The sequence below is a fragment of the Pseudomonas sp. PAMC 25886 genome (assembly GCF_000242655.1).
GTDB lineage: Bacteria > Pseudomonadota > Gammaproteobacteria > Pseudomonadales > Pseudomonadaceae > Aquipseudomonas.
On sequence record NZ_AHHC01000093.1, the window covers coordinates 98,323 to 125,274 of the forward strand.

A 26,952-nucleotide genomic window follows, 5' to 3' on the forward strand; every position below is an offset into this window, starting at 1 on the left:
CACCCATGCAAGCCTTCAAATCCCTGGCCGTGCTCGGCCTGCTGTTTGCCACCCAGGTCTCGGCCCACGGCCTGTGGACCGAACAACGACGGGGCAATATCGAAGTGATCTACGGCCACGGTGCCGAAGACAATGCGTTCAAGGCGCAGAAAATCAGCGGCGCCTGGGCTTATGACGCCAGCGGCAAAATGATCCCGGTGACCGTGGAACGCCTGCCCGACCATGCGCGCCTGAAGCCGCTCAAGTCGCCGGCCGTCTTGGCCGTGGCGCTGGATAACGGAATGTGGTCGCAGACCGCTGACAAGAAGTGGATCAACCAAGGCCGCAGCAAAGTGCCGGGGGCGATCGAGTCGACCCAGACCTTCAAGTACAGCCTGGCGATTTACCAGCCGGGGGCGAAGTTGCCGAAGCTGGATCAGATCAAGCTGCTGATCTTGCCGGAAGTTGATCCGCTGACCGTAGGACCGGGCAAGTCACTGCCGGTGCGGGTGCTGCTGGATGGCAAGCCGGCGGCGGGGATCAAATTGATTGGGGATTATCGCAATGCACCGAATACCTTGAGCACAGAGACCGATAAGGACGGCCGCGCCCAGGTGCTGGTGAGGAATGAAGGGTTGAATGTGATTGCGGCGCAGGTGGAGATCCCGCTGAAGGACAATGCTGATGTAGCGACTCGCGGACTGTTCAGTTCACTGACCTTCCTGGGCGAGCCGCATCACGAATAACCCCGGCTCCCACATTTGATCTCTATCGTTTCGACAATCGGATCACAGTGCAACCGGCGCTCTTTCACACAAGGTATTGAGCGCCACCGCCCACTGCGGGTCGTCATTCAAGCAAGGCACCAACACCAACTCCTCGCCCCCCGCCTCGCGGAACTGTTCCAGCCCGCGGTCACCAATCTCTTCCAACGTCTCGATGCAGTCCGCGACAAACGCCGGGCACATCACCAGCAGCTTCTTCACGCCTTGTTGAGCCAACGCTTCAAGGCGTGCCTCGGTGTAGGGTTCGATCCACTTGGCCCGGCCCAATCGCGACTGGAACGCCACCGACCACTTGCCCTCCGGCAAGCCCAGGCGCTCGGCAAAATCCCGCGCAACGCTGAAGCATTGGGCGCGATAGCAGGTGGCAAGCACCTCGGGAGAGGCGTTCTGGCAACAGTTGGCATCCTTGAAACAGTGTTGCCCGGTAGGATCGAGCTTTTTCAGGTGACGCTCGGGCAAGCCGTGGAAACTCAGCAGCAGATGATCGAAGTCCTGCTCCACGTAGGCCCTGGCACTGTTGGCCAGCGCATCAAGGTATTCAGGCTGATCGTAAAACGGCTGCAGAATCGAAAACTCGATCGCCAGCTTTTTGTCCCGCACCACGCGCCGGGCTTCTTCAATCACCGTGGTCACGGTGCTGTCGGCAAACTGTGGGTACAACGGCGCCAGGGTGACTTTCCTGATGCCCTGGCCGGCCAATCGCACAAGTACCGTTTCAATCGACGGTTCGCCATAACGCATCGCCAGTTCCACCGGGCCCTGGGTCCATTGCGAAGTCATTTGTTGTTGCAGGCGACGGCTGAGGACCACCAGCGGCGAGCCTTCGTCCCACCAGATCGAGGCGTAGGCGTGGGCCGACTGCTCGGGGCGCTTGATCAGGATCAGCGACACCAGCAAACGCCGCACCGGCCACGGCAGGTCGATGACGTAAGGGTCCATCAGGAATTGATTTAGGTAGCTGCGCACATCCGCCACCGAAGTGGACGCCGGTGAACCCAGGTTGACCAGTAACAACGCGTGATCCGTCATGCAACATCCTATTTCTAGAGGCGGCTGGACAAGTCGTCCAGGGCCGCGTGCAACTCAGTGAACTGGAAAGTGAAACCGGCTGCCAACAGCCGCTGCGGCAACGCCCGCTGGCCACCCAGCAACAAGCCCGACAACTCACCCAGGCCGATGCGCAAGGCAAACGCCGGCATGGGCATGACCGCCGGGCGGTGCAGCACCTTGCCCAGGGTCTTGGCGAACTCAAGGTTGCGCACCGGGTGTGGCGCGCAGGCATTATAAGGACCGCTGGCGCCTTCCTTGTGCAGAAGAAAATCAATCAGGGCGATTTGATCCTTTATATGGACCCACGGCATCCACTGCCGACCATTGCCGATAGGCCCGCCCAGCGCCAGTTTGAACGGCAGCAACAGCCGCGACAAAAAGCCGCCCTCGGCTGCCAGCACCAACCCGGTTCGCACCAGTACCACACGGATCCCCAATGCTTCGGCGCGCTGGGCCGTTTCTTCCCAGGCGATCGATAACTGGCTGCCAAAGTCGTCCTGCACCGGGCCACTGTCTTCGGTCAGCTCACGCTCGCCGCCGTCGCCGTACCAACCCACCGCAGAGCCGGAGATCAACACCGCCGGTTTTTGCTCAAGGCCCTCAAGCCAGGCCAACAACGTTTCGGTGAGACCGATACGGCTGCTCCACAGCAGCGCCTTGCGTTTATGGGTCCAGGGGCGGTCGGCAATCGGCGCGCCGGCCAGGTTGACCACGGCATCCACCGGCTCGTTTACATCTTGCAGGCGGGCAATGCCGTGCACCTGGGCACCGCACAATTTAGCCACTTGTTCGGGATGGCGGCTCCAGACCGTAAGGCGATGGCCCTGGGCAAGCCAGTATTGGCAGAGTTGACGGCCGATCAAACCCGTACCGCCGGTCAGCAAAATGTGCATGAGTTGTTCCTCGTGTAACGTTCGCCGACCACCGTTAGTCTATTTTATAGACAGGGATGTTTTAATCGGGCGCAACGCTGGTTAAACCTTCAGGTTTAACCATAGGTCACGCCAAACGATCAGGTACGCCAAAACTTATACCAAAAAACAATATTGTACAGCTATTGGTGTCGGCGTAGTCTGTACCCAACGGTAAAACGAGGCCTCCCATGACTGTTCCCATCGCGATCATTGGCACCGGCATCGCCGGTCTCTCCGCCGCCCGAGCGTTAAAAGACGCGGGGCACGCTGTACAACTCTTCGATAAAAGCCGCGGCAGTGGCGGTCGCATGTCCAGCAAGCGCAGCGATGCCGGGGCACTGGACATGGGCGCGCAGTACTTCACCGCCCGCGACCGGCGCTTCGTCAACGAAGTGCAACGCTGGCAGGCCCAGGGTTGCGCCGAGCAATGGAAACCGCAGCTGTACAACTTCAAGTCCGGGCAACTGACGCCCTCCCCCGATGAACAGATCCGCTGGGTCGGCACGCCGCGCATGAGCGCGATCACCCGCGCCCTGCTGGATGACTTGCCGGTGCACTTCGGTTGCCGCATCACCGAAGTGTTCCAGGGCAAACACCACTGGAACCTGCTGGACGCCGACGGTGAAAACCACGGCCCGTTCAGCCACGTAATCATCGCCACCCCGGCGCCGCAAGCCACCGCGTTGCTGGCCGCCGCGCCCAAGCTGGCGAGTGCCGCCGCCGGGGTGAAGATGGACCCGACCTGGGCCATCGCGCTGGCCTTCGACAAGCCGTTGGACACCCCCATGGAAGGCTGCTTCGTGCAGGACAGCCCGCTGGACTGGCTGGCCCGCAACCGCAGCAAACCCGGGCGCGACACCACCCTCGACACCTGGGTGCTGCACGCCACCAGCACCTGGAGCAAGCAACACCTGGACCTGTCCAAGGAAGCGGTGATCGAACACCTGCACGGTGCCTTCGCCGAACTGCTGCACAGCGCCATGCCGGCGCCGTCCTTCACCCTCGCCCACCGCTGGCTGTATGCGCGGCCGTCCACCAGCCACGAATTTGGCGTGCTGGCCGACGCCGACCTGGGCTTGTACGTGTGCGGAGACTGGTGCCTGTCGGGCCGTGTGGAAGGCGCCTGGCTCAGCGGCCAGGAAGCGGCACGGCGATTGATCGAGCACCTGCAGTGAACCGCATCAATCCCGCCAAATTGCTGCTGTCGAAGTGGACAGCAGCCCGCCCGCAGCACAAGGAAAAACACTTCCTGGTGACCCAGTTGCTGCGCGACGACGAAGGCGATGTGCAGGAAATCGAGCTGGAAGCCGTGATCAGCCATCGCGTGCAGCGCCTGCCCTGGCAAACCCTGCAAAACGCCGAAGACTGGAAAATCGGCTGGAAATAGTCATTCCGAAAATACCTGTACAAATTATTTGACTTGTACAGCTTCAAACCTATGATGAGATTAAGTTGTACAGGAATTTAACTCTGTACAGGATTTTCCATAGAGGTTTGGCCATGCCCAGCACCCTGCCCGCCACCGGCAAACCGAAAATCGCCATCAGCGCCTGCCTGCTGGGCGAGAACGTGCGCTTCAACGGCGGGCATAAACAATCCCAGCTGTGCAGCCAGACCCTCGCCGAGTACTTCGATTTCGTGCCGCTGTGCCCTGAAGTCGCCATCGGCCTGGGCATTCCCCGCGAGCCCATCCGCCTGGTGGGCGACCCGCTGAACCCTCAGGCCGTCGGCACCGTGCACCGCGAACTCAACGTGACCCGGCCGCTGCACGATTACGGCCAACAAATGGCCGCTGAACACACCGACCTCTGCGGTTACATCTTCATGCAGAAATCACCGTCCTGCGGCCTGGAGCGGGTCAAGGTCTATCAAGACAACGGCATGCCCATCGACGGCGGCGGGCGCGGCATCTACGCCCAGGCGTTTTGCGCACGCCACCCCAACCTGCCCGTGGAAGAAGACGGTCGGCTGAACGACCCGGTGCTGCGGGAAAATTTCCTGACCCGGGTGTTCGTCTACGCCACCTGGCAGCAACTGCTCGCCGAAGGCCTGACCCGTCACCGCCTGCTGGAATTTCACTCCCGCTACAAATACCTGCTGATGGCCCACAGCCCGGTGCATTACAAAAGCCTCGGCAACCTGCTGGGCGGCATGCGCAAGGACGTCGACCTCGATGCCCTGGCCACCGGCTATTTCAGCGAACTGATGACGGCCCTGAGCAAGTGCGCCACGCGCGGCACCCACACCAACGTGCTGCAACACATCAGCGGCTACCTCAAGCAAGCCATCAGCGCCGAAGACAAACAGGAAGTGCAGACCCTCATTGGCCAATACCGCCAGGGCATCGTGCCGCTGGTGGTGCCGCTGACCCTGCTCAAGCACCACTTTCGCCAGCATCCGGACCGCTACATCGCGCAGCAGGCCTACCTGCAACCGCACCCGGAAAACCTCAGCCTGCGTAATGCGATTTAACCCATGAATGTTTCCCTGCAAGACGACAATGACCCCGGCGAAGATTTCGCCCAAGCCCTGCAAGAAGGCTGGCTGCCGATCCGCGAAGTGGCGCGCCAGACCGGCGTCAACGCGGTGACCCTGCGCGCCTGGGAACGGCGTTACGGCCTGATCGTGCCCCAGCGCACGCCCAAGGGGCACCGGCTGTTTTCCGCCGAGCACGTGCAGCGCATCCATACCATCCTGACCTGGCTCAACCGCGGTGTGCCGGTCAGCCAGGTCAAGGGCCTGATCGACACCGCGCACAGCACCAGCGAACCGCCGGTGGAAAACGAATGGCACAACCGGCGCCAGCAGCTGTTGCAGGCTATCAGCGAACTGGCCGAGCGCCGGGTGGATGACGCCTTCAACCAGGCCATGGCGCTGTACCCGCCGCGCACCCTGTGCGAGCAACTTCTGCTGCCGTTGCTCAAGGAGCTTGAACTGCGCTGGCAAGGCCAATTCGGCGCGCAGATGGAACGGGTGTTTTTCTATTCCTGGCTGCGCAGCAAATTCGGTGCGCGGATGTATCACAACAACCGCCAGCTCAACGGTGCGCCGTTGCTGCTGGTCAATCATTCCGACCTGCCGCTGGAGCCGCACCTGTGGCTCACCGCCTGGCTGGCCAGCAGCGCCGATTGCCCGGTGGAAGTCTTCGACTGGCCCTTGCCGGCCGGCGAACTGGCCCTGGCCGTCGAGCACCTGCAACCCCGCGCGGTGTTGCTGTATTCGAGCAAGGCCCTGCATGTGCCGGCGCTGGGCAAACTGTTGAGCGGTTTCAGTTGCCCAAAACTGATAACCGGACCAACGGTATGCATCCACCAGGCCGAGCTGTCCGTATTAACCCAAGACATTCCTGAACTGCTCCTGGCCGAAGACCCGTTGTCGGCCCATCAGGTACTGATCCAGCGTGGACTTATTTAAATGCACTTGATCTGGCTGCGCACCGACCTGCGCCTACATGACAACACCGCCCTCGCCGCCGCTGCACAGCGCGGCCCGACAGCGGCTGTCTACCTGATCAGTCCCGGGCAATGGCTGGCCCACGATGACGCGCCGTGCAAAGTCGACTTCTGGCTGCGCAATCTGCAGAGCCTGAGCGTGGCACTGGGCGAGCTGAACATTCCGCTGTTGATCCGCCATGCCTCGACCTGGGACCAGGCACCGCAAGCCCTGGCAGACCTGTGCCAGGAGCTGTCGGTCGAGTCGGTGCACGTCAATGACGAATACGGCATCCACGAAGAGCGTCGCGACGCAGCGGTGGCCACGGCCCTCGAAGCCCAGGGCGTGACGTTCCACAATTACCTGGACCAATTGCTGTTCCAGCCCGGCAGCGTACTGACCAAGACCGGCACGTACTTCCAGGTGTTCAGCCAGTTTCGCAAGGTCTGCTACAACCGCTTGCACGGCGCGCTTCCCCGCCTGATCGCAGCCCCCAAGGCGCAGGCACCGCTCAAACTCAAAAGTGACCCTATCCCCGATCAGGTCGACGGTTTTGCTACCCCGAGCGAAGCCTTGCGCGCGCTGTGGCCTGCCGGTGAAACCGAAGCCCGGCGCCGTCTCGACCAGTTTGCCGACGCACAAATCAGCTACTACAAGGACGAACGCGACTTCCCGGCCAAGCCCGGCACCAGCCAGCTCTCGGCTTACCTGGCCGCCGGTGTGGTCTCGCCGCGCCAGTGCCTGCACGCCGCGCTGCAAAGCAACCAGGGCGAATTCGAAAGCGGCGACATTGGCGCCATCACCTGGATCAACGAGCTGCTGTGGCGCGAGTTCTACAAACATATCCTGGTGGGCTACCCACGGGTCTCCCGCCACCGCGCCTTCCGCCCCGAGACCGAAGCCGTGGCCTGGCGCAACAGTCCCGAAGACTTGAAGGCCTGGCAGGAAGCCCGCACCGGCCTGCCGATCATCGATGCGGCCATGCGCCAATTGCTGGAAACCGGCTGGATGCACAACCGCCTGCGCATGGTGGTGGCGATGTTCCTGACCAAAAACCTGCTGATCGACTGGCGTGAAGGCGAGCGTTTTTTCATGCGCCACCTGATCGACGGTGACCTGGCGGCCAACAACGGCGGCTGGCAGTGGAGCTCGTCCACCGGCACCGATTCGGCGCCGTACTTCCGGATTTTCAGCCCCTTGAGCCAGTCGGAAAAATTCGACGGCGAAGGCGTGTTTATCAAGCACTGGCTGCCGCAGCTGGCGGCGCTGAACAAAAAAGAAGTGCACAACCCCGACGCCGTGGGCGGCCTGTTTGGCGTGGCGGACTATCCTCGTCCTATCGTCGATTTGAAAAAATCCCGCGACCGCGCCCTCGCCGCCTTCCGTAGCCTGCCGCCACGCCAGGCGGCTGGAGGCAGCTATGAGTGATTTCCTGCGCCGCTTCGCCGAGGCCTTTGCCAGTGTGGACAAGCACAACCTGCACCTGCTCGACAGCCTGTACAGCAAGGACATCAGCTTCACCGACCCGCTGCACGAGGTGCATGGGCTGACGGCGCTGCACCGTTACTTCGCCGAGCTGTACGACAACGTCACCCAGCTGCGCTTTGACTTCCATGGCTTCGATCAAGTGGCTGAAGGCGAAGGCTACCTGCGCTGGAAAATGAGCTTCTGCCACCCGCGCCTGGCCAAGGGCGAAGTGATTCGCGTCGAAGGCTGCTCGCACCTGCTGTGGCGCGACAAGGTGTACCAGCATCGAGATTATTTCGACGCAGGTGCACTGCTGTATGAGCACGTGCCGGTCCTCGGCGGCGTGGTCAGTTGGCTGAAAAGGAGAATGGGATGAACCTTGTGCCGCCCCGTCGTTATTGGTTGACCGGTGCCAGCAGTGGCATCGGTGCCGAACTGGCCAAAGCGCTGCTCGACAGCGGTGCCCATGTGGCCGTCAGCTCCCGCTCCAAGGCGCCGCTGGAGCAACTCGCCCAGCAATATCCGGGGCAAGTGCTGGTGGTGGCAGGCGACCTGACCAACAGCCAGACCGTGCGCGAAATCGGTGAGCACATCGCCGTGGTCTGGGGCTCGCTGGACACGGTGATCCTCAACGCCGGCACCTGCGAATACGTGGATGCCAAACAGTTCGACGCCTCGATCATCGAACACGTGGTGCGCACCAACCTGTTGGCCAGCAGTTACTGCATCGAGGCCGCCCTGCCGCTGTTGCGCGCCGGTCATAGCCCGCACCTGGTCGGCGTGGCCAGTGCCGTGACGTACCTGCCGATGCCCCGGGCGGAAGCCTACGGCGCCTCCAAGGCCGGCCTGCGCTACCTGTTTGAATCCCTGCGTATCGACCTGTCGCCCGAAGGCATCGATGTGACCGTGGTCAGCCCGGGGTTTGTCGACACGCCGCTGACCGCCCGCAACGATTTCCCGATGCCCCTGAGCTGGCCCGCAGACAAGGCCGCGCGGCATATCTTCGCCAAGCTGCAAAACCGTCCACTGGAAATCGCCTTCCCGGCGCTGTTCATTGCTGCACTGTGGCCGCTGTCGAAACTGCCGAACCGCGCCAAGCTGATCATCGGCAAACGCATGCTGCGCAGCCCGCCACCGAGGAAGGACGACCTGTGAAGATCGCCATCATCGGCAGCGGCATCGCCGGGCTGACCAGTGCCTATCTGCTCAGTCGCCGCCATGACATCACGTTGTTCGAAGCGAGCGACTGCATTGGCGGGCACACCCATACAGCCAATGTCACGGTGGAGGGCAAAAGCTATGCGGTGGACACCGGCTTTATCGTGTTCAACAACTGGACCTACCCCAACTTCATCAAGCTGCTGGGGCAGATCGGCGTGACGTTCAAACCCACCGAGATGAGCTTTTCGGTGTGCGACCCGAGCGCCGGGTTCGAATACAACGGCAACAACCTCAACAGCCTGTTCGCCCAGCGCCGCAACATTCTATCGCCGGGTTTCTGGGGCATGTTGCGCGACATCCTGCGCTTCAACCGCCAGGCGCCGCTGGACCTGCAAGAGCAACGCATCAGCGCCGAGATGACCCTGGGTGAATACCTGCAAGCCGGCGGCTACGGCCAGCGGTTTATCCAGCACTACATCGTGCCGATGGGGGCGGCGATCTGGTCGATGTCCCTGGCGGACATGCTCGGGTTTCCCCTGCAATTCTTCGTACGGTTCTTCAAGAACCATGGTTTGTTGTCGGTGAGTAACCGGCCGCAATGGTGCGTGATCGAAGGCGGCTCCAGCCGCTATATCGAGCCGCTGACCCAGTCCTTCCGCGAAAAAATTCGCCTCAATTGCCCGGTTACCCGGGTTGAACGCTCAGCGATCGGCGTGGTTATCCACAGCGCCGCCGGCAGCGAGGTTTTCGACAAGGTGGTGTTCGCCTGCCACAGCGACCAGGCCCTGGCGCTGCTGGGCGACGCGAGCCCGGCCGAGCAACAGATCCTCGGCGCCCTGCCCTACGCCGACAACGACGTGGTCCTGCACACCGACACCCGTTTGCTGCCCGACCGCAGACTGGCCTGGGCCAGCTGGAACTATCGCCTGGACGGCAGCGCGCAAAAACAGGCTGCCGTGACCTACGACATGAACATCCTGCAGGGCATCGACAGCGCCACGACTTTTTGCGTGAGCCTCAACCAGACAGCGATGATCAACCCGCTCAAAGTCCTTGCCCGCTACACCTACGCCCACCCGCAATACAGCCTGGCCGCCGTGGCCGCACAAGCGCGCTGGGAAGAACTGCACGGCGCGCAGCACACCTACTATTGCGGTGCCTACTGGGCCAACGGTTTCCACGAAGACGGCGTGGTCAGCGCGTTGCGTGTAGCCAAGGCGTTTGGGGAAATCCTGTGAACAGCGCCCTCTACAGCGGCTGGATCGCCCATCGGCGGTTTACGCCCAAGGGCCATGCCTTTCGCTACCGGATCGGCCTGCTGTACCTGGACCTCAGTGAACAGCACGAAGTGTTCGGTTTGTCGCCACTGGCGGGCGAGCGCTGGGCGCCGTTCGCGTTTCGCCAGCAGGATTACCTGCGTGAATTGACCCGTCACGGCATGAGCTTGACCGATGCCGTACGCCAAGAAGTCGGCAAGGCCCTGGGGCGCATCCCTCTCGGCGCAATCTGCCTGCTGACCCAGGCTCGCAGTTGGGGCCTGGCTTTTAATCCGGTGAGTTTCTTCTACTGCTTCGAGGCCGATGGAACACTGGCCGCGATCCTCTGTGAAGTGACCAACACCCCGTGGCGCGAGCGCTATCACTACGTGCTGCCGGCCCAGGCGCTGCCTGCCGATGAGCACCAGCACTTCGCCGTGGCCAAGGCGTTTCATGTGTCGCCGTTTTTGCCCCGGGACCTGGAATACCGCATGAGCTTCAGCCCGCCCGCCGCGAAACTCGGCGTGCACATGGCCGACTGGCAGGGCGAGCTGAAAGTCTTCGACGCCACCTTGAGCCTGCAACGCGAAGCCTTGAACCGCGCCAGCCTGCACCGCTACCTGTGGCGCTTCCCGTGGATGACCGCCAAGACCTGCCTGGCCATTTACTGGCAGGCCCTGCGCCTTTTACTTAAACGCACGCCGATTTTTTCCCATCACGCCGCCGAAGGCGCTTCTCGCACCGCAGTCGGGTACACCAAGGATCGCCGCCATGAAATCCCCTAGCTTATCGGTCAAATCCAACCGCTTGAACGTCAACGGCATGACCGCCGCACTGCTGCGTAAAGCGGTGCTGCGCCAGCTCGGCCAACTGCGCCACGGCCAGTTGGTGGTGATTGAGGACGGCGAACGGCAAGTCTTCGGCGCACGGGAAGCGCACCTGCTGGGGGAAATCCAGATTCTCGACTCGGCGGTGTGGGGGCTGGTGGCGGCCAACGGTTCCATCGGCGCGGGCGAGGCGTTTATTCACGGTTACTGGAGCAGCCCGGACCTCACCGCCGTGGTGCGGGTGATGGTCAGTAACCTCGACGTGCTGGATGCGCTGGAAGGTGGCCTGGCCAAACTCGCGCGGCCCTTCACCCAAAGCCTGCACTGGCTCAACCGCAATACGCGCAAGGGCTCGCAGAAAAACATCGCCGCCCACTACGACCTGGGCAACGACCTGTTCGAGGAATTCCTCGACCCGACCATGATGTATTCGGCCGCGCAGTTCCTCACCGCCGACGACACCCTGGAACAGGCCCAGTTGAACAAACTGGAACGCATCTGCCAGAAACTCGCGCTGAAACCGTCCGATCACCTGCTGGAAATCGGCACCGGCTGGGGCAGCATGGCGATTTATGCGGCGCAGCAATATGGCTGCAAGGTCACCACCACGACCTTGTCCAAGGAGCAGTTTGCCTACACTGAAAAACGCATCGAGGCCCTGGGTTTGCAGAACCAGGTGACGCTGCTGCTGGAGGACTACCGCGACCTGACCGGGCAGTACGACAAGCTGGTGTCCATCGAGATGATCGAAGCGGTGGGCCATCGCTTCCTGCCCACCTATTTCAAGCAGTGCGCGCAGTTGCTCAAGGGCAACGGCCTGATGTTGCTGCAAGCCATCACCATTCGTGAACAACGCTACGAACAGGCCAAGAGCAGCGTGGACTTTATCCAGCGCTACATCTTCCCCGGCGGCGCGCTGCCCTGCGTACAGAAAATGCTCGAGATCGTCAGCCGCGACACCGACATGAACCTGCTGCACATGGAGGATTTCGGCCTGCACTACGCACGAACCCTGCGCCTGTGGCATGAGAACTTTCGCCGCGCCCACAGCCGCCTGACGGAAATGGGCTACGACGAATACTTCCTGCGGCTGTGGGAGTTTTACCTGTGCTACTGCGAAGGCGGTTTTATGGAGCGCACCATCGGCACCGCACAGATGCTGCTGGCCAAGCCGGCGGCGCTGACACAGCCGCTGCTCGGGCGTTTTGATGCTTAAACCGCTGGCGAATGCCGTACTGTTCCAGTGCGGCTGGTTTGCCTGTGTGCTGGGCGGCGACAGCCTGTGGCTATTGGTGGGAGTGGCCGTGCTGGCGGTCCACCTGCTGTGGATAAGTTCGTGGTCCGAGGAAGGCCAGGTGGTCCTGGCCGTCACCCTGCTGGGCACGGTGATCGACACCGCGCTGCGCGCGTTTGGCGTGTTTCACTTCAGCCTGCCCGGGCCGTTGGCGCCGGTGTGGCTGATCCTGTTGTGGGCATTGCTGGCGACCACGCTGCGCCATTGCCTGGCCTGGAGCGCACAGCCCTGGTGGCGTGCAAGCCTGCTGGGCGCGGTGGGCGGGCCATTGTCTTATTACGCCGGCAGCCAGTTGGCCGGGGTCAGTTTCGGCTATGGCACCGTGGCGACCCTCCTCGGCCTGGCGTTGCTTTGGGGCATGATCTTTCCATGGCTGCACTGGGTCGCCAGGCAGTTGGCACACTGACGTCCGTCAGGCCTTTCACACACGCATAAGCCGCTTGCCTTACACTGCGCGCCTATGACCAACATCCCCCACACCCAAATCGCCGAACCTGCCGTCACCTGCTCCACCTGCGCCGCATGCTGCTGCCAGTTGGAAGTCATGCTGATCACCGACACCGGCGTGCCTGATCGCTTTATCGACACCGACGACTGGGGCGGCGAAGTCATGCTGCGCCTGGATGACGGCTGGTGCGCGGCGCTGGATCGCGACACGATGATGTGCACGATTTATGAGAAGCGGCCGCTGATCTGCCGGGAATTCGAGATGGGCGCGCCGGAGTGCATTGATGAGCGCCAGGGGATTGCGACGGTGTATCGCTGATTTTGAAACCGATACAGATCAACTGTGGGAGCTGGCTCGCCTGCGATAGCGTCAACTCGGTGCAACTGATGCACCGAGGTGCTTGCATCGCTGGCAAGCCAGCTCCTACAGGGGTTTTGCGGTGTTCTTGAGAATTACAACGGCAGCGTGTAGTGCAGCGAATAGCTCTCGACACCATCGTTATTGCTGCTGATCCCGGCATTGGAGTAATGGGTGGCACGAATGCCCACTTCGCTCCCGCCGACAAAGCGCAAGCCAAAGCCCAGTCGGTCTTCAAACTGGAAAGCCTGGCCGATGTTGTTGTCTTCAACCCGCGTGCGGGAGAACACCGCCACGCCAACCCCAGCCTCGATGTACGGCTTCACCTTCTCCCCGGCAAACTCATACACAAACACCGGCGAGAACGACAAGCTGCTGACACTGGCGCGCTTGTCACCGTCCCAGTAGGTATAGGCGCCGCTCCAGTAACCGGTCACGCGGCCCGTATCGGTCTGCCACCAGCTTTTATCCCAATCCGAGGTCAGCCCCAACCGATAGGTCATGGTCGAATCGCTGGTACTCCCCACTCCAAATTCCAGGCCCGCGGCCTGCGCAGAAAAAGAGTGCCCCAACATTGCGGCCGCAATCGCAGCCAAACAGAACAAGCGCTTCATATAGAAACATCCTTTCCGAACGAAGTTGTATGATTTTGTACAGGCTAACTCGCTATAGAAGCTGTCGCACACGCGGAAGTTCAGCGAAAAACGAGCTATTTCACGTTTTTTTCACAGGCCAAAATTACGCACAACGCCGGGGGATTTCCATAGGGTCGGTAGGATATTTCTGAAGTGCTCTGGATCGCCGCTGGTCCAGAACTGTGCAGCCTCGGGATTGCCGGAGGCCAGCAGCTCGCGCTCGCTCAAAAGGCGCTGCAATTGACGCGCTACCGCAGCGCCGGTGTCGATCAGAATGATCGTCGGTGGGAGCATCTCGGCGAGCAATGGCTTGAGGAAGGGATAGTGGGTGCAGCCGAGGATGATGGTGTCGCAACCGGCCGCAATCAGCGGTTCGACGTAGCCTTGCAACAGCAGGCGCAACGCCGGGCTGTTCAAGTCGCCGGTCTCGATCAGCTCCACCAGGCCTGGGCACGGCTGGGTGATCACCCGCACATCGGTGGCGAAACGGTCGAGCAAGGCGGCGAACTTGGCGCTTTGCAGGGTGCCGGTGGTCGCCAGCACGCCGACCACGCCACTGCGGGTCGCGGCGGCGGCGGGTTTAACCGCAGGCTCCATGCCCACCAATGGCCAGTCGGGATAGTCCTGGCGCAAATCGGCGACGGCGGCGACGGTCGCCGTATTGCAGGCAATCACAAAGGCTTTGGCGCCTTTTTCGCGGAAAAACTCCGCCACCCGTCGCGAGCGATCCAGGATGAATGCCGGGGTTTTCTCGCCGTAGGGGATATTCCCGCCATCCGCCACGTACAGCAGCGACTCATGGGGCAGCAGCCGCTGGATTTCGTCCAGCACCGACAGGCCGCCGACACCGGAGTCGAACACACCGATTGGCGCGTCCTTAACCATGTTGGCTACCGCAGACGCTGCAACCGGGATCGCGCTTGACCCGCAACTCGCGAAAACGCGTGGTCAGGGCGTCGATCAACAACAGCCGCCCCACCAGTGGCTCGCCGAAACCGGCCAGCAACTTCAAGGCTTCCAGGGCTTGCAGGCTGCCGACCAAACCCACTAGCGGGCCGATGACGCCGGCTTCGCTGCAGGTCAGTTCGGCCTCGCTGCCATGCCCGTATAAACAGTGGTAGCACGGGCTTTCGGCGCGGCGCGGGTCGAACACCGACAGCTGGCCTTCCAGGCGAATCGCGGCGCCGCTGACCAGAGGTTTGCCGGCAGCGACACACGCCGCGTTGACCGCTTCGCGGGTGGAGAAGTTATCGCTGCAATCCAGTACGACGTCGACCGCCGTCACGGCGGCCGCGAGGGAATCCTCATCCAGCGAGCTGCGATGGGCAACCAACTGTATTTCAGGATTGATCGCGCTCAGGCGGCGAATCGCCGAGTCGACCTTGCTCAGGCCGACACTGTCGGTGTCATGGATGATCTGGCGTTGCAGGTTGGTCAGGTCGACGCTGTCAAAGTCCGCCAGATGCAACTCACCCACGCCCGCCGCCGCCAGGTACAGCGCCACCGGGGAACCGAGGCCACCGAGCCCGACGATCAGCGCGCGGCTGTTTTTCAGGCGCAACTGGCCTTCAATGTCGACATGCTGCAACAGAATCTGCCGGCTATAGCGCAACAGCTCCTGATCATTCATCACGGCCGGCGTCCCAGAGTGATGCGTTCGTGGCCGCCCAGGTCGATGCGGCTGTGAACCTCTTCGAAACCTTCGCCCAGCAGCAGGTCGCGCACGGCGGACGCCTGGTCGTAACCGTGTTCCAGCAACAACCAGCCCGCGGCGTCGAGGTGCACAGGCGCCTGGGCGATGATCAACCGCAGGTCGTCCAGGCCATCGTGCCCGGCCACCAGCGCACTGGCGGGTTCAAAGCGCACGTCACCGGCCACCAGATGGGGGTCGGTGTCGGCTATATAAGGCGGGTTGCTGATGATCAGGTTGTAGGTGCGGCCTTCGAGGGCGCTGAACCAATGGCTGTTCAGCACGGTGGCGTTGTTCAGGTGCAGGCGCTGACGGTTGCGTTCGGCCAGCGCCACGGCTTCCAGCACGCGGTCGACGGCGGTGACTTGCCAGGCCGGGCGTTCGCTGGCCAGGGCCAGGGCAATCGCGCCGCTGCCGGTGCCCAGGTCGAGGACCTTGGCCGGGGTGGCCGGAAGCAATTCCAGCGCGGCTTCCACCAGCATCTCGGTTTCCGGACGCGGGATCAGCGTGTGAGGTGCCACTTCCAGGTCGAGCTTCCAGAAGCCTTGCTGGCCGAGGATGTAGGCCACGGGCTCGCCGGTGCGGCGGCGTTGCAGGTAGTCGGCGAAGGTCAGTGCGTCTTCGCTGCTGACGATTTTTTCCGGCCAGGTGTGCAGGTAGCTGCGGGACTTGCCCAGGGCCGCGGCCAGCAACAACTCCACGTCCAGGCGCGCAGTGGGCGAGTCCGGCAGGTCGGCGGCGCGTAACAGGCTGGCAATAATGGTCATTTATTCACCTATCGCCGCCAACTGGTCGGCCTGGTACTCGGCCAACAACGGCTCGATCACCGCATCAACGCCACCGGCAAGGATTTCATCCAGGGAGTACAGCGTCAGGTTGACGCGGTGGTCGGTGACCCGGCCCTGGGCAAAGTTGTACGTACGGATACGCTCGGAACGGTCGCCCGAGCCCACCAGCAATTTACGCTCGCTGGCAATTGCGTTGGCGGCGGCGCTGGTCTGCTGGTCGTTGAGCTTGGCCGACAGCCAGGACATGGCCCGCGCACGGTTCTTGTGCTGGGAACGTTCTTCCTGGCACTCCACCACGATGCCCGAAGGCAAGTGGGTGATGCGAATCGCGGAGTCGGTCTTGTTGACGTGCTGGCCACCGGCGCCCGATGAACGGTAGGTGTCGACCCGCAGGTCTGCCGGGTTGATCTCGATGGCTTCCTGCTCGTCGGGCTCGGGCAACACGGCCACGGTGCACGCGGAGGTGTGGATACGGCCCTGGGATTCGGTGGCCGGCACCCGCTGCACGCGGTGTACGCCAGACTCGAACTTCAGCTTGCCGTATACATTTTCGCCTTCGACCCGGGCGATGACTTCTTTATAACCGCCGTGTTCGCCTTCGTTCTCGGACAGGATCTCGACCCGCCAGCCACGACGCTCGGCATAGCGCGAGTACATGCGGAACAGGTCGCCGGAGAAAATCGCCGCCTCGTCACCGCCGGTGCCGGCGCGGATTTCAAGGAACACGTTGCGCCCGTCATTGGGGTCCTTGGGCAGCAGCATGCGTTGCAGGTCGCCTTCAAGTTCGATCAGCTTGTCCTTGGCTTCACGCACTTCTTCAACGGCCATTTCGCGCATGTCCGGGTCACTGTCCTTGAGCAGCGCCTGGGCGCCTTCGAGGTCAGCCTGAACCTTGAGCAACTGTGTATAGGCGGCCACAATCGGTTCAACTTCCGCGTACTCCTTGGAATAGGTGCGGAACTTGGTCTGATCGGAGATGACCTCGCCGTCGCCGAGCAAGGCGGTCAGTTCTTCGAAACGGTCCTGAAGGACGTCCAGTTTATTGAGCAGTGACGCTTTCATTGCGGTTTTTTATCCGAAGAGCTTTCTGTCGCGCCCTCACCGAGGGCAAAGAGTTCCTGGGCCATGGCCAGCGCATCGAGGCGGCCTTCGGCGGTAAGCTTTTTCAACTGAACACTGGGGGCATGCAGCAATTTGTTGGTCAGGCCGCGCGCCAGTTGCATCAGCACGTCTTCGGCGCTGCTGCCGTTGGCGAGCATACGCTGGGCCTTGATCAATTCCTCGTCCCGCATGCGTTCGCCCTGCTGACGATAGGCCTTGAGCACGTCCACCGCCGCCAGTTCACGCAGGCGCACCATGAAATCGTCGGCACCGGTGCTGACCATTTCCTCGGCGGCCTGGGCTGCGCCCTGGCGACTTTTGAGATTTTCGGCGACCACTTCGTGCAGGTCGTCGACGCTGTAGAGGTAAACGTCGTCCAACTCGCCGACTTCAGGCTCGATATCCCGAGGAACGGCGATGTCCACCATGAAGATCGGCTTGTGCTTGCGCAGTTTCAGGGCGCTTTCCACCGCGCCTTTACCCAGGATCGGCAACTGGCTGGCGGTGGAACTGATGACGATGTCGCTGCGCACCAGTTCTGCCGGGATGTCGGAGAGCAACACCGCGTGGGCCCCGAACTGCTCGGCAAGGATGCTCGCACGCTCCAGGGTACGGTTGGCGACGACGATGCGCTTCACACCCAGCTCGTGCAGATGGCGGGCGACCAGGGTGATGGTCTCGCCGGCGCCGATCAGCAGGGCCTGGCTGCGTTGCAAGTCACTGAAAATCTGTTTGGCCAGGCTGACGGCGGCAAACGCCACGGACACCGGGTTTTCACCGATGGCGGTGTCGGTGCGCACCTGCTTGGCCGAATTGAAGGTGGCCTGGAACAGGCGCCCCAGCAACGGGCCGATCGTGCCGGCCTCGCGAGCCACGGCGTAGGCCGATTTCATCTGGCCGAGGATCTGCGGTTCGCCCAACACCAGCGAGTCGAGCCCGGAAGCGACGCGCATCATGTGACGAACTGCCGCATCCTCTTCGTGCACATATGAGCTTTGGCGCAGCTCATCGAGGCTCAAATGGTGGTAATCGGCCAGCCAGCGCAGCACCACATCCGCTGAAAGATGTTCCTGCTCTATATAGAGCTCGCTGCGATTGCAGGTCGAAAGGATCGCAGCTTCGCGACTGTCGGTAAGCCGGCAGAGCTGCTGCAAGGCCTCAACCAACTGCTCTGGAGTAAAAGCCACGCGCTCGCGGACGTCTACAGAAGCAGTCTTGTGGTTAATACCGAGTGCAAGGAAGGCCATTCAATATCGCTGATGATGTCGGGAAGCCGACAATTGTCCTACTTCGAATGATTCAGAACAACCACCGTAGGCTATTGTCCTAGTAGCTTACGCCTATAAAGGCCATCTGTAGGAGCGAGCTTGCTCGCGATGGTCGTTAACGATAACGCTGGCTTACGGGATAAAACGCGTTGTCCTCTGGTTCTTCGCGAGCAAGCTCGCTCCTACACGGTTATGTTTGGCCGAAGGCTTGTGTCATGATGATCCGACCGCAGGTTAGTCGTCCTCTTCCTATATGAATAGATCTTCCGCGTTGCTCCTTGCTTTTGTCTTCCTCAGCGGCTGCCAGGCCTTGGCACCCGTGTCGCCGGACGGTACGCCGCCGGTAGAAGACAGCACCCCCGCCCCTGAAAAGCCCAAGGTTTATTCCTCGTTCAGTGAAGAGACGGTCTTCAGTCTGCTGAGCGCGGAGCTGGCCGGCCAGCGCAATCGTTTCGACATTGCCCTGGATAACTACGTGACCCAGGCCATCAATACTCAGGATCCGGGGATTTCGGAGCGGGCGTTTCGCATCGCCGAGTACCTGGGCGCCGACCAGGCGGCCCTGGACACCTCGCTGATCTGGGCGAGAAACGCCCCGGACGATCTCGAAGCACAGCGGGCAGCGGCCATTCAACTGGCCCGCGCCGGGCGCTATGACGACTCCATGGTGTATATGGAGAAAGTCCTGCTGGGCAAGGGCGACACGCATTTCGACTTCCTCGCGCTGTCGGCCGCCGACACCGATCAGGACACCCGCAACGGCCTGATGAAGAGTTTCGACCGCCTGCTGCAAAAACACCCGAACAACAGCCAGCTGATTTTCGGCAAGGCGCTGTTGCTGCAACAGGATGATGAGCCCGAGGCAGCCTTGAAGCTGCTGGAGCAACACCCGCCGGAAGACGGCGAGATAGCGCCGATCCTGCTGCGTGCGCGCCTGCTGCAAAACCTCAACCGCGGCAAGGAAGCGATTCCGCTGCTGGAAAAAAGCATCAAGAAGTACCCGGGCGACAAGCGTCTGCTGCTGACCTATGCGCGCACGCTGGTTGAACAGGACCGCATGGAAGACGCCAAGGTGCAGTTCGCCAACCTCGTCCAGCAATACCCGGACGACGACGAATTGCGTTACTCCCTGGCGCTGGTGTGCCTGGAAGCCAAGGCGTGGGATGAAGCCAAGGGTTACCTGGAAGACCTGATCGCCCGCGAGAGCCACGTTGATTCGGCGCACCTGAACCTGGGCCGTATCGCTGAAGAGCGCAACGATCCGCAGGCCGCGCTGCTTGAGTACGCCCAGGTCGGCCCCGGCAACGACTACCTGCCGGCGCAACTGCGCCAGGCCGATATCCTGATGAACAACGGCCGCACCGACGAGGCCGAAAAACGCCTGGCCGCCGCACGGGATGCCGAACCGGACTACGCGATCCAGCTGTACCTGATCCAGGCCGAGACCTTGTCGGCCAACAAGCAGGGCGATCGCGCCTGGAAAATCCTGCAGCAAGCCTTGCTGCAATACCCGGACGACTTGAACCTGCTGTACACCCGCGCCATGCAGGCGGAAAAACGCAATGACCTGGCGCAGATGGAAAAAGACCTGCGCCTGATCATCAAGCGCGACCCGGACAACGCCATGGCACTGAACGCCCTGGGTTACACCTTGTCCGACCGTACAACGCGTTACGCCGAAGCCAAGGAGCTGATTGAAAAGGCTCACCAGCTCAACCCGGAAGACCCGGCCGTACTCGACAGCCTCGGCTGGGTGAACTACCGCCTGGGCAACCTGGATGAAGCCGAACGCTTGCTGCGCCAGGCGCTGGAGCGCTTTCCCGATCAGGAAGTGGCCGCGCACCTGGGCGAAGTGCTCTGGGCCAATGGCAAGCAACGCGAAGCGCGACAAATCTGGGAGAAGTTCCTCAAGGAACAACCCGAAAGCCCAATCCTGCGCAGCACCATCAAGCGCCTGACCGGATCCGAGACCCTTTAATTTTATGTTTTTGCGCCACGTCATCGTTTTCAGCTTTATCGCCCTGCTCGCCGGCTGTTCGGGCCTTGGCACCCGTGAATCTGTCGAAGGCCCGGGCAACCCGGCGCAATGGCAGCAACACAAGGATCAACTGAGCAGCCTCGATGGCTGGCAGATTGAAGGTAAGGTCGGCATTCGCGCCCCGAAAGATTCGGGCAGCGGCACCTTGTTCTGGCTGCAACGCCAGGACTATTACGATATTCGCCTGTCTGGCCCGCTGGGCCGCGGTGCAGCACGCCTGACCGGCCGACCGGGGCAAGTCAGCCTGGAAGTGGCCAATCAGGGCCGCTATGAGGCCCCGACGCCGGAAGCCCTGCTGGAAGAACAGATGGGTTGGAAACTGCCCGTCTCGCACCTGGTGTGGTGGGTACGTGGCCTGCCCGCACCGGACAGCAAGAGCCGCCTGAGCCTCAACGGCGACAGCCGCCTGGCCTCGCTGGAACAGGATGGCTGGCAGGTCGAGTACCTGAGTTATGTGCAACAGAACGGTTACTGGCTGCCCGAGCGCATCAAGCTGCATGGCACCGACCTTGACGTCACGCTGGTGATCAAGGACTGGCAACCTCGCAAACTGGGGCAGTGACATGACCGCGCAACGCTTGACCCTGCCCTCCCCGGCCAAACTCAATTTGATGCTGCACATTCTCGGTCGCCGTGATGACGGCTATCACGAGTTGCAGACGATTTTTCAGTTTCTCGACTACGGCGATGAGCTGACCTTCGCCGTTCGCGATGACGGCGTGATCCGACTGCACACCGAATTCGAAGGCGTGCCTCACGACAGCAACCTGATTGTGAAGGCCGCGAAAAAACTTCAGGAACAATCCGGCTGCCCACTGGGCATCGACATCTGGATCGAAAAAATCCTGCCCATGGGCGGCGGCATCGGTGGCGGCAGCTCGAATGCCGCGACGACGTTGCTCGGCCTGAATCACTTGTGGCAGCTGGGCTGGGACCACGATCGCCTGGCGGCGCTGGGCCTGACGCTCGGCGCCGACGTCCCGGTTTTCGTGCGTGGGCACGCCGCTTTTGCCGAGGGCGTGGGGGAGAAACTCACCCCTGTAGACCCCGAAGAGCCGTGGTATGTCGTGCTTGTTCCGCAAGTATCTGTAAGTACAGCAGAAATTTTTTCAGATCCACTGTTGACACGTAACTCTCCTCCCATTAAAGTGCGCCCCGTTCCCAAGGGAAACAGTCGAAATGACTGCTTACCGGTTGTAGCAAGGCGTTATCCAGATGTACGTAACGCTTTGAATTTGTTAGGTAATTTTACCGAAGCAAAATTAACCGGAACTGGAAGTTGTGTGTTTGGGGGCTTCCCAAGCAAAGCTGAAGCTGATAAAGTCTCGGCCCTTCTTACAGAGACCCTTACAGGGTTTGTAGCAAAGGGAAGCAACGTTTCGATGTTGCATCGCAAGCTGCAAAGTCTGCTCTAAAGGAACCGAGTACTGGGTACTCGTTGCAACAGATACAGGGGCGTCGCCAAGCGGTAAGGCAGCAGGTTTTGATCCTGCCATGCGTTGGTTCGAATCCAGCCGCCCCTGCCATTTTCTATACTCATCCAGGTTACCCTCAGCCTCTAGGTACTGCGCGTGTCCAAGATGATGGTCTTTACGGGGAATGCTAACCCCGATCTGGCTCGGCGTGTTGTACGTCAGCTGCATATCCCTCTCGGTGACATCTCTGTCGGTAAGTTCTCCGACGGCGAAATTACAGCCGAGATCAATGAAAACGTCCGCGGTAAAGACGTCTTCATTATTCAGCCGACTTGCGCTCCGACCAACGATAACCTGATGGAACTCGTCGTGATGGCTGATGCCTTCCGCCGCTCCTCAGCGACTCGAATCACAGCTGTAATCCCTTACTTTGGTTATGCCCGTCAGGATCGCCGTCCGCGTTCCGCACGTGTGGCTATCAGCGCGAAAGTCGTTGCTGACATGCTGACCGTGGTAGGCATCGACCGTGTTCTCACGGTTGACCTGCACGCTGACCAAATCCAGGGGTTCTTCGATATTCCGGTAGATAACATCTACGGCTCCCCCGTCCTGGTGGATGACATCGAAGACCAGCGCTTTGAAAACCTGATGATCGTGTCCCCGGACATTGGTGGCGTCGTGCGTGCACGGGCTGTTGCCAAATCCCTGGGCGTTGATCTCGGGATCATCGACAAACGCCGTGAGAAAGCCAATCACTCTGAAGTGATGCATATCATCGGTGATGTCGAAGGGCGTACCTGTATTCTGGTTGATGACATGGTCGACACCGCCGGCACCCTGTGCCACGCGGCGAAAGCCCTGAAAGAGCACGGTGCAGCAAAAGTCTTCGCCTACTGCACACACCCTGTGCTGTCGGGCCGAGCGATCGAGAACATCGAGAACTCAATGCTGGACGAACTGGTGGTGACCAACACCATCCCGTTGTCCGCTGCAGCTCAAGCCTGTTCGCGTATCCGTCAACTGGATATCGCACCGGTAGTTGCCGAAGCGGTTCGCCGCATCAGCAACGAAGAATCGATCAGCGCGATGTTCCGTTAAGGGTCAGACCTTAGCGACATCAACCTGACGAAAAGCGCCCCGCCCCAGCATTCTGTTGGGGCGGGGCTTTTTTGCCCATATCGCCTTTAGCGCTGGTCGCAAACGCTAGGGCGAATGTGGTTATTTTGGAGATACAACATGAACGATTTTACTTTGAATGCTGAACTGCGTTCCGACCTGGGGAAAGGTGCGAGCCGCCGCCTGCGTCGTCTCGCAAGCCTGGTTCCAGCTGTAGTTTACGGTGGCGAAAAAGCCCCTGAATCCATCAGCATGCTGGCTAAAGAAATCGCCAAACTGCTCGAAAACGATGCGGCCTACAGCCACATCATCGAGCTGAACGTTGGTGGCACCAAGCAGAACGTCATCATCAAGGCACTGCAACGTCACCCAGCTAAAGGCCACGTGCTGCACGCTGACTTCGTTCGCGTAGTTGCCGGTCAGAAACTGACCGCTGTCGTGCCTGTGCACTTCGTTGGCGAAGCTGCTCCGATCAAGAAAGGCGGCGAAATCTCGCACGTTGTAGCCGAGATCGAAGTGACCTGCCTGCCGAAAGACCTGCCTGAGTTCATCGAAGTCGACCTGTCGGCTGCTGAAATCGGCGACATCATCCACCTGTCCGACCTCAAAGCCCCTAAAGGCGTTGAGTTTGTTGCACTGGCTCACGGTGATGACAAAGCTGTTGCAAACGTACACGCTCCACGCGTTGCACCAGAAGCTGAAGAAGGCGCTGCAGAGTAATTCACTCTGTAATGCCGGAGCTTGAGGAAACATCGCGGACCGGAACGTAGCGAGAAAGCGGGCGAGAATGCGAAGTTGGCCTCTAACGGTTAATCAGCGTTTGTCGTCCACTTTCGCCGCACCAACGGCGATGTTATCCACAACTCCAAAGGAAGGGCCCCTGTCGTGACTGCCATTAAACTGATCGTTGGCCTGGGAAATCCAGGCGCCGAATACGAACAGACCCGGCATAACGCGGGGGCCCTTTTTGTTGAGCGTATCGCCCACGCCCAAGGCGTCAATCTTGTGGCCGATCGCAAATATTTCGGCCTGACCGGGCGCTTTTCGCACCAGGGTCAGGATGTTCGTCTGTTGATTCCCACCACCTACATGAACCGCAGCGGCCAGGCTGTCGCGGCGCTTGCGGGCTTCTTCCGGATCAAACCCGAAGAAATCCTGGTGGCCCATGACGAACTTGACCTGCCACCCGGCGTTGCCAAGCTCAAGCAAGGCGGCGGCCATGGCGGGCATAATGGCCTGCGCGACATCATCGCGCAGTTGGGCAATCAGAATACGTTCTACCGCTTGCGGCTTGGCATTGGCCACCCGGGCGTTGCCAGTATGGTTTCAAATTTCGTCCTGGGTCGTGCGCCACGCGCCGAACAGGAAAAACTCGATGCCAGCATCGATTTTGCCCTCGGCGTGCTGCCGGATATCTTCGCCGGTGAATGGAACCGTGCGATGAAAAACCTGCACAGCCAGAAGGCCTGACTCTTTACCCGAGGGGAAACACCATGGGATTCAATTGCGGCATCGTCGGCCTACCTAACGTCGGCAAGTCCACCCTGTTCAACGCCCTGACCAAGTCCGGCATTGCGGCGGAGAACTTCCCCTTCTGCACCATCGAACCGAACACCGGTATCGTGCCGATGCCCGATACACGCCTGGACGCCCTGGCGGCCATCGTGAATCCAAAGCGCATCCTGCCGACCACCATGGAGTTCGTCGACATCGCAGGCCTGGTAGCCGGCGCGTCGAAAGGTGAAGGCCTGGGCAACAAGTTCCTCGCCAACATCCGTGAGACCGATGCCATCGCTCACGTGGTCCGCTGCTTCGAAGACGAGAACGTGATTCACGTCTCCAACAGCGTCGACCCGAAACGCGACATCGAGATCATCGACCTGGAACTGATCTTCGCCGACCTCGACAGCTGCGAGAAGCAACTGCAAAAGGTCACGCGTAACGCCAAGGGCGGCGACAAGGACGCAGTGGTCCAGAAAGCCTTGCTGGAGCAGTTGATTGCTCACTTCACCCTGGGCAAGCCGGCACGCAGCCTGATGAAGAACATGAGCACCGACGAAAAGGCGGTGATCAAGGGCTTCCACCTGCTGACCACCAAGCCGGTGATGTACATCGCCAACGTGGCTGAAGACGGTTTCGAGAACAACCCGCTGCTCGACGTGGTCATGGCCATTGCCGAAGAAGAAGGCGCGATGGTTGTTCCAGTGTGCAACAAGATCGAAGCGGAAATCGCCGAGCTGGAAGACGGCGAAGAGAAAGACATGTTCCTTGAGGCCCTGGGCCTGGAAGAGCCTGGCCTGAACCGCGTGATCCGTGCCGGCTACGAAATGCTGCACCTGCAGACCTACTTCACCGCCGGTGTTGAAGAAGTACGCGCCTGGACCGTCAAGGTCGGTGCCACTGCCCCGCAAGCGGCTGGCGTGATCCACACCGACTTCGAAAAAGGCTTTATCCGCGCCGAAGTCATCGCCTACAACGACTTCATCCAGTTCAAGGGTGAAGCCGGTGCCAAGGAAGCCGGTAAATGGCGCCTGGAAGGCAAGGAATACATCGTCAAGGATGGCGACGTGATGCACTTCCGTTTCAACGTGTAAGCGTCATCTGCGGCCCATGCCGCAAAACAAAAAGCCGATGCAGTGCATCGGCTTTTTTGTGGGCGACGATTTGCCCCAACAAACGACCCGCAACATCCGCTAAAGATATATACCCACAACTAAAAATAAATAACACACAACTATCTACACAAAATAAACGGCAAAACCACAAAAACCACAAGATTTTAAGATTATTCCCAAGCATAAAAGGGCAATTACAAACCTTCGACACTTGAACACTATTCAAGTTTACCAACTTGATTTTTCTCTCACCGCATACATCTATTTCATACTTTCCGGAACAATGACAAACCCGAAAAATTCCGATTTACTTGCCGACATTCGCAAGGACGTCGACGTCCAGTAAAGTGCTACGACACAGCAGGAGCAACAGTAACATGTCGGTTTCCTATCAGGACGAGTTTGGGGCGGATGATCCGTTCACTGAATGCCCGACCATTGAAACCACTATCAATAACACTGCGATATTGAACATCGATATTCTTTTGCTGGGAGAAACAGGGACAGGTAAAGATACCGTAGCCCAGCGAATCCATCGGTTGTCCGGCCGGCGTGGAAACTTTATTGCCGTTAACTGTGCAGCGATTCCAGAAACTCTTGCAGAAAGCCAGCTGTTCGGCGTCAACAGCGGTGCCTATACCGGCGCGATGCAATCGCGGGCAGGTTTTGTCGAGGCTGCCCACTTGGGGACGTTGTACCTTGACGAAATAGACAGCATGCCCCTCACGCTGCAAGCCAAACTGCTGCGGGTACTGGAGTCCCGAGGCGTTGAGCGATTGGGTTCGACCCGGTTTATCCCGGTGGACATGCGCGTTATCGCGTCCGCCCAGCAGTCGCTGCACGAAATGGTAGAGCAAGGGTTATTCAGGCGCGATTTATATTTTCGCCTGAACGTGATCAGCATCAGCCTCCCTCCCCTGCGCGAACGTCGTGAGCAGATTATCCCCTTGTTCCTGAACATCGTCCGCCAGGAAGCCGAACACTTTAAATACCCGATACCCCTGGCATCCAGCTCGCTGCTGCAACAATTGCTATGCCATTCCTGGCCGGGCAACGTCCGCGAACTGCGCTCGACAGCCAAGCGCTTTGTGTTGGACCTTCCGCCGCTTTCAGCGTCGATGAGGGACCACCAGGCTATAGAGATGAACCTCAAGACGCGGCTACAGCAAATCGAGAAATCGCTGATTGAAGAGTCGCTGCGCCGTCACGGGTGCAATGTGGATGTGGTGGCCGGGGAATTGGGGGTTGCCAAGCGCACGCTGTACTACAGGATGAAACAATTGGAGATATCACTGAGCGGAACCGGTTAAACGCAG

General features: G+C 60.5%; 29 protein-coding genes and 1 tRNA gene. 22 read left to right on the forward strand and 8 right to left on the reverse strand.

The window, feature by feature from the left end:
• Window positions 1-5 precede the first annotated feature (5 nt).
• Window positions 6-725: a DUF4198 domain-containing protein gene (locus MUM_RS0131810; RefSeq protein WP_010177007.1), complete on the forward strand. Its 720-nt coding sequence runs from the start codon at window positions 6-8 to the stop codon at window positions 723-725.
• Window positions 726-767: 42 nt separating this feature from the next.
• Here the strand turns inward: MUM_RS0131810 and hemH are convergent, their stop codons facing one another.
• Window positions 768-1,793: a ferrochelatase gene (gene hemH / locus MUM_RS0131815; RefSeq protein ID WP_010177008.1), complete on the reverse strand. Its 1,026-nt coding sequence runs from the start codon at window positions 1,791-1,793 to the stop codon at window positions 768-770.
• Window positions 1,794-1,807: 14 nt separating this feature from the next.
• Complete coding sequence (locus MUM_RS0131820) at window positions 1,808-2,707, reverse strand: TIGR01777 family oxidoreductase (protein ID WP_010177009.1); 900 nt, start codon at window positions 2,705-2,707, stop codon at window positions 1,808-1,810.
• A gap of 209 nt (window positions 2,708-2,916) precedes the next feature.
• Between MUM_RS0131820 and MUM_RS0131825 the strand changes: the two genes are divergently transcribed.
• From MUM_RS0131825 to MUM_RS0131880, 12 genes are all read left to right on the forward strand, one after another.
• A complete protein-coding gene (locus MUM_RS0131825; RefSeq protein ID WP_010177010.1) occupies window positions 2,917-3,903 on the forward strand; it encodes an NAD(P)/FAD-dependent oxidoreductase in 987 nt (328 codons plus the stop codon).
• The gene (locus MUM_RS0131830) at window positions 3,900-4,115 is read left to right on the forward strand and encodes a TIGR02450 family Trp-rich protein (protein WP_010177011.1); all 216 of its coding nucleotides are present in this window, start codon (window positions 3,900-3,902) and stop codon (window positions 4,113-4,115) included. Before MUM_RS0131825 ends, MUM_RS0131830 begins: the two co-directional genes overlap by 4 nt.
• A gap of 113 nt (window positions 4,116-4,228) precedes the next feature.
• Window positions 4,229-5,200 carry a DUF1722 domain-containing protein gene (locus MUM_RS0131835; protein WP_010177012.1) on the forward strand — a complete coding sequence of 324 codons (972 nt, stop codon included), beginning with the start codon at window positions 4,229-4,231 and terminating at the stop codon, window positions 5,198-5,200.
• Between the two features lie 3 nt (window positions 5,201-5,203).
• Window positions 5,204-6,142: a MerR family transcriptional regulator gene (locus MUM_RS0131840; RefSeq protein WP_010177013.1), complete on the forward strand. Its 939-nt coding sequence runs from the start codon at window positions 5,204-5,206 to the stop codon at window positions 6,140-6,142.
• Window positions 6,143-7,588, forward strand: a complete 1,446-nt coding sequence (gene phrB, locus MUM_RS0131845) for a deoxyribodipyrimidine photo-lyase (protein WP_010177015.1) — start codon at window positions 6,143-6,145, stop codon at window positions 7,586-7,588.
• The gene (locus tag MUM_RS0131850) at window positions 7,581-8,003 is read left to right on the forward strand and encodes a nuclear transport factor 2 family protein (protein WP_010177016.1); all 423 of its coding nucleotides are present in this window, start codon (window positions 7,581-7,583) and stop codon (window positions 8,001-8,003) included. Before phrB ends, MUM_RS0131850 begins: the two co-directional genes overlap by 8 nt.
• Window positions 8,000-8,782, forward strand: coding sequence for an SDR family NAD(P)-dependent oxidoreductase (locus MUM_RS0131855; protein ID WP_010177017.1), 783 nt, complete (start codon window positions 8,000-8,002; stop codon window positions 8,780-8,782). Before MUM_RS0131850 ends, MUM_RS0131855 begins: the two co-directional genes overlap by 4 nt.
• Window positions 8,779-10,026 carry an NAD(P)/FAD-dependent oxidoreductase gene (locus MUM_RS0131860; RefSeq protein ID WP_010177018.1) on the forward strand — a complete coding sequence of 416 codons (1,248 nt, stop codon included), beginning with the start codon at window positions 8,779-8,781 and terminating at the stop codon, window positions 10,024-10,026. The genes MUM_RS0131855 and MUM_RS0131860 overlap by 4 nt, the downstream gene beginning before the upstream one ends.
• Entirely contained in the window at window positions 10,023-10,829 is an 807-nt protein-coding gene (locus MUM_RS0131865; protein WP_010177019.1) for a DUF1365 domain-containing protein, read from the forward strand. Before MUM_RS0131860 ends, MUM_RS0131865 begins: the two co-directional genes overlap by 4 nt.
• A complete protein-coding gene (locus MUM_RS0131870) occupies window positions 10,816-12,087 on the forward strand; it encodes an SAM-dependent methyltransferase (RefSeq protein WP_010177020.1) in 1,272 nt (423 codons plus the stop codon). Before MUM_RS0131865 ends, MUM_RS0131870 begins: the two co-directional genes overlap by 14 nt.
• The gene (locus MUM_RS0131875; protein WP_010177021.1) at window positions 12,080-12,571 is read left to right on the forward strand and encodes a DUF2878 domain-containing protein; all 492 of its coding nucleotides are present in this window, start codon (window positions 12,080-12,082) and stop codon (window positions 12,569-12,571) included. Before MUM_RS0131870 ends, MUM_RS0131875 begins: the two co-directional genes overlap by 8 nt.
• 54 nt (window positions 12,572-12,625) lie before the next feature.
• A complete protein-coding gene (locus tag MUM_RS0131880) occupies window positions 12,626-12,931 on the forward strand; it encodes a YkgJ family cysteine cluster protein (RefSeq protein WP_003208416.1) in 306 nt (101 codons plus the stop codon).
• Between the two features lie 134 nt (window positions 12,932-13,065).
• Here MUM_RS0131880 and MUM_RS0131885 read toward each other — a convergent pair whose 3' ends face one another.
• The 6 genes from MUM_RS0131885 to hemA form a co-directional block, all read right to left on the reverse strand.
• Window positions 13,066-13,584, reverse strand: coding sequence for an acyloxyacyl hydrolase (locus MUM_RS0131885; RefSeq protein ID WP_010177022.1), 519 nt, complete (start codon window positions 13,582-13,584; stop codon window positions 13,066-13,068).
• A 111-nt stretch (window positions 13,585-13,695) separates the two neighbouring features.
• Window positions 13,696-14,490, reverse strand: a complete 795-nt coding sequence (gene murI, locus MUM_RS0131890) for a glutamate racemase (RefSeq protein WP_010177024.1) — start codon at window positions 14,488-14,490, stop codon at window positions 13,696-13,698.
• The gene (locus tag MUM_RS0131895) at window positions 14,483-15,238 is read right to left on the reverse strand and encodes a molybdopterin-synthase adenylyltransferase MoeB (protein ID WP_010177025.1); all 756 of its coding nucleotides are present in this window, start codon (window positions 15,236-15,238) and stop codon (window positions 14,483-14,485) included. Before MUM_RS0131895 ends, murI begins: the two co-directional genes overlap by 8 nt.
• Entirely contained in the window at window positions 15,235-16,062 is an 828-nt protein-coding gene (gene prmC / locus MUM_RS0131900) for a peptide chain release factor N(5)-glutamine methyltransferase (protein WP_010177026.1), read from the reverse strand. The genes MUM_RS0131895 and prmC overlap by 4 nt, the downstream gene beginning before the upstream one ends.
• A complete protein-coding gene (gene prfA, locus MUM_RS0131905; protein WP_010177027.1) occupies window positions 16,063-17,145 on the reverse strand; it encodes a peptide chain release factor 1 in 1,083 nt (360 codons plus the stop codon).
• Window positions 17,142-18,431: a glutamyl-tRNA reductase gene (hemA, locus tag MUM_RS0131910; RefSeq protein WP_029616187.1), complete on the reverse strand. Its 1,290-nt coding sequence runs from the start codon at window positions 18,429-18,431 to the stop codon at window positions 17,142-17,144. The genes prfA and hemA overlap by 4 nt, the downstream gene beginning before the upstream one ends.
• Window positions 18,432-18,705: 274 nt before the next feature.
• Between hemA and MUM_RS0131915 the strand changes: the two genes are divergently transcribed.
• From MUM_RS0131915 to MUM_RS0131960, 9 genes are all read left to right on the forward strand, one after another.
• Window positions 18,706-20,430 carry a tetratricopeptide repeat protein gene (locus MUM_RS0131915; protein WP_010177030.1) on the forward strand — a complete coding sequence of 575 codons (1,725 nt, stop codon included), beginning with the start codon at window positions 18,706-18,708 and terminating at the stop codon, window positions 20,428-20,430.
• Window positions 20,431-20,434: 4 nt separating this feature from the next.
• Window positions 20,435-21,052, forward strand: a complete 618-nt coding sequence (gene lolB / locus MUM_RS0131920; protein ID WP_008432261.1) for a lipoprotein insertase outer membrane protein LolB — start codon at window positions 20,435-20,437, stop codon at window positions 21,050-21,052.
• A 1-nt stretch (window position 21,053) separates the two neighbouring features.
• A complete protein-coding gene (gene ispE, locus MUM_RS0131925) occupies window positions 21,054-21,905 on the forward strand; it encodes a 4-(cytidine 5'-diphospho)-2-C-methyl-D-erythritol kinase (RefSeq protein WP_010177031.1) in 852 nt (283 codons plus the stop codon).
• A gap of 36 nt (window positions 21,906-21,941) precedes the next feature.
• Window positions 21,942-22,016 (forward strand) — tRNA-Gln (locus tag MUM_RS0131930).
• Window positions 22,017-22,061: 45 nt separating this feature from the next.
• Window positions 22,062-23,003: a ribose-phosphate pyrophosphokinase gene (locus tag MUM_RS0131935; RefSeq protein ID WP_003208392.1), complete on the forward strand. Its 942-nt coding sequence runs from the start codon at window positions 22,062-22,064 to the stop codon at window positions 23,001-23,003.
• Between the two features lie 138 nt (window positions 23,004-23,141).
• Entirely contained in the window at window positions 23,142-23,741 is a 600-nt protein-coding gene (locus MUM_RS0131940; protein WP_010177032.1) for a 50S ribosomal protein L25/general stress protein Ctc, read from the forward strand.
• 165 nt (window positions 23,742-23,906) lie between these two features.
• Window positions 23,907-24,491 carry an aminoacyl-tRNA hydrolase gene (pth, locus tag MUM_RS0131945; protein WP_003208389.1) on the forward strand — a complete coding sequence of 195 codons (585 nt, stop codon included), beginning with the start codon at window positions 23,907-23,909 and terminating at the stop codon, window positions 24,489-24,491.
• Between the two features lie 23 nt (window positions 24,492-24,514).
• Window positions 24,515-25,615 carry a redox-regulated ATPase YchF gene (ychF, locus tag MUM_RS0131950; RefSeq protein WP_010177033.1) on the forward strand — a complete coding sequence of 367 codons (1,101 nt, stop codon included), beginning with the start codon at window positions 24,515-24,517 and terminating at the stop codon, window positions 25,613-25,615.
• A 398-nt stretch (window positions 25,616-26,013) separates the two neighbouring features.
• Window positions 26,014-26,946 carry a sigma-54-dependent Fis family transcriptional regulator gene (locus MUM_RS0131960; RefSeq protein WP_010177034.1) on the forward strand — a complete coding sequence of 311 codons (933 nt, stop codon included), beginning with the start codon at window positions 26,014-26,016 and terminating at the stop codon, window positions 26,944-26,946.
• The last annotated feature ends 6 nt before the right edge of the window (window positions 26,947-26,952 follow it).

Excerpts from the sequence above, each read along its gene's own strand:
- hemH (WP_010177008.1), bottom strand. The coding sequence starts at position 1,793 with ATGACGGATCACGCGTTGTTACTGGTCAACCTGGGTTCACCGGCGTCC.
- MUM_RS0131810 (WP_010177007.1), top strand. The coding sequence starts at position 6 with ATGCAAGCCTTCAAATCCCTGGCCGTGCTCGGCCTGCTGTTTGCCACC.
- murI (WP_010177024.1), bottom strand. The coding sequence starts at position 14,490 with ATGGTTAAGGACGCGCCAATCGGTGTGTTCGACTCCGGTGTCGGCGGC.
- MUM_RS0131840 (WP_010177013.1), top strand. The coding sequence starts at position 5,204 with ATGAATGTTTCCCTGCAAGACGACAATGACCCCGGCGAAGATTTCGCC.
- MUM_RS0131835 (WP_010177012.1), top strand. The coding sequence starts at position 4,229 with ATGCCCAGCACCCTGCCCGCCACCGGCAAACCGAAAATCGCCATCAGC.
- MUM_RS0131850 (WP_010177016.1), top strand. The coding sequence starts at position 7,581 with ATGAGTGATTTCCTGCGCCGCTTCGCCGAGGCCTTTGCCAGTGTGGAC.
- MUM_RS0131855 (WP_010177017.1), top strand. The coding sequence starts at position 8,000 with ATGAACCTTGTGCCGCCCCGTCGTTATTGGTTGACCGGTGCCAGCAGT.
- MUM_RS0131820 (WP_010177009.1), bottom strand. The coding sequence starts at position 2,707 with ATGCACATTTTGCTGACCGGCGGTACGGGTTTGATCGGCCGTCAACTC.
- MUM_RS0131880 (WP_003208416.1), top strand. The coding sequence starts at position 12,626 with ATGACCAACATCCCCCACACCCAAATCGCCGAACCTGCCGTCACCTGC.
- ychF (WP_010177033.1), top strand. The coding sequence starts at position 24,515 with ATGGGATTCAATTGCGGCATCGTCGGCCTACCTAACGTCGGCAAGTCC.
- MUM_RS0131940 (WP_010177032.1), top strand. The coding sequence starts at position 23,142 with ATGAACGATTTTACTTTGAATGCTGAACTGCGTTCCGACCTGGGGAAA.
- ispE (WP_010177031.1), top strand. The coding sequence starts at position 21,054 with ATGACCGCGCAACGCTTGACCCTGCCCTCCCCGGCCAAACTCAATTTG.
- hemA (WP_029616187.1), bottom strand. The coding sequence starts at position 18,431 with ATGGCCTTCCTTGCACTCGGTATTAACCACAAGACTGCTTCTGTAGAC.
- MUM_RS0131960 (WP_010177034.1), top strand. The coding sequence starts at position 26,014 with ATGTCGGTTTCCTATCAGGACGAGTTTGGGGCGGATGATCCGTTCACT.
- MUM_RS0131825 (WP_010177010.1), top strand. The coding sequence starts at position 2,917 with ATGACTGTTCCCATCGCGATCATTGGCACCGGCATCGCCGGTCTCTCC.
- prfA (WP_010177027.1), bottom strand. The coding sequence starts at position 17,145 with ATGAAAGCGTCACTGCTCAATAAACTGGACGTCCTTCAGGACCGTTTC.
- lolB (WP_008432261.1), top strand. The coding sequence starts at position 20,435 with ATGTTTTTGCGCCACGTCATCGTTTTCAGCTTTATCGCCCTGCTCGCC.
- phrB (WP_010177015.1), top strand. The coding sequence starts at position 6,143 with ATGCACTTGATCTGGCTGCGCACCGACCTGCGCCTACATGACAACACC.
- MUM_RS0131915 (WP_010177030.1), top strand. The coding sequence starts at position 18,706 with ATGAATAGATCTTCCGCGTTGCTCCTTGCTTTTGTCTTCCTCAGCGGC.
- MUM_RS0131885 (WP_010177022.1), bottom strand. The coding sequence starts at position 13,584 with ATGAAGCGCTTGTTCTGTTTGGCTGCGATTGCGGCCGCAATGTTGGGG.
- prmC (WP_010177026.1), bottom strand. The coding sequence starts at position 16,062 with ATGACCATTATTGCCAGCCTGTTACGCGCCGCCGACCTGCCGGACTCG.
- MUM_RS0131875 (WP_010177021.1), top strand. The coding sequence starts at position 12,080 with ATGCTTAAACCGCTGGCGAATGCCGTACTGTTCCAGTGCGGCTGGTTT.
- MUM_RS0131870 (WP_010177020.1), top strand. The coding sequence starts at position 10,816 with ATGAAATCCCCTAGCTTATCGGTCAAATCCAACCGCTTGAACGTCAAC.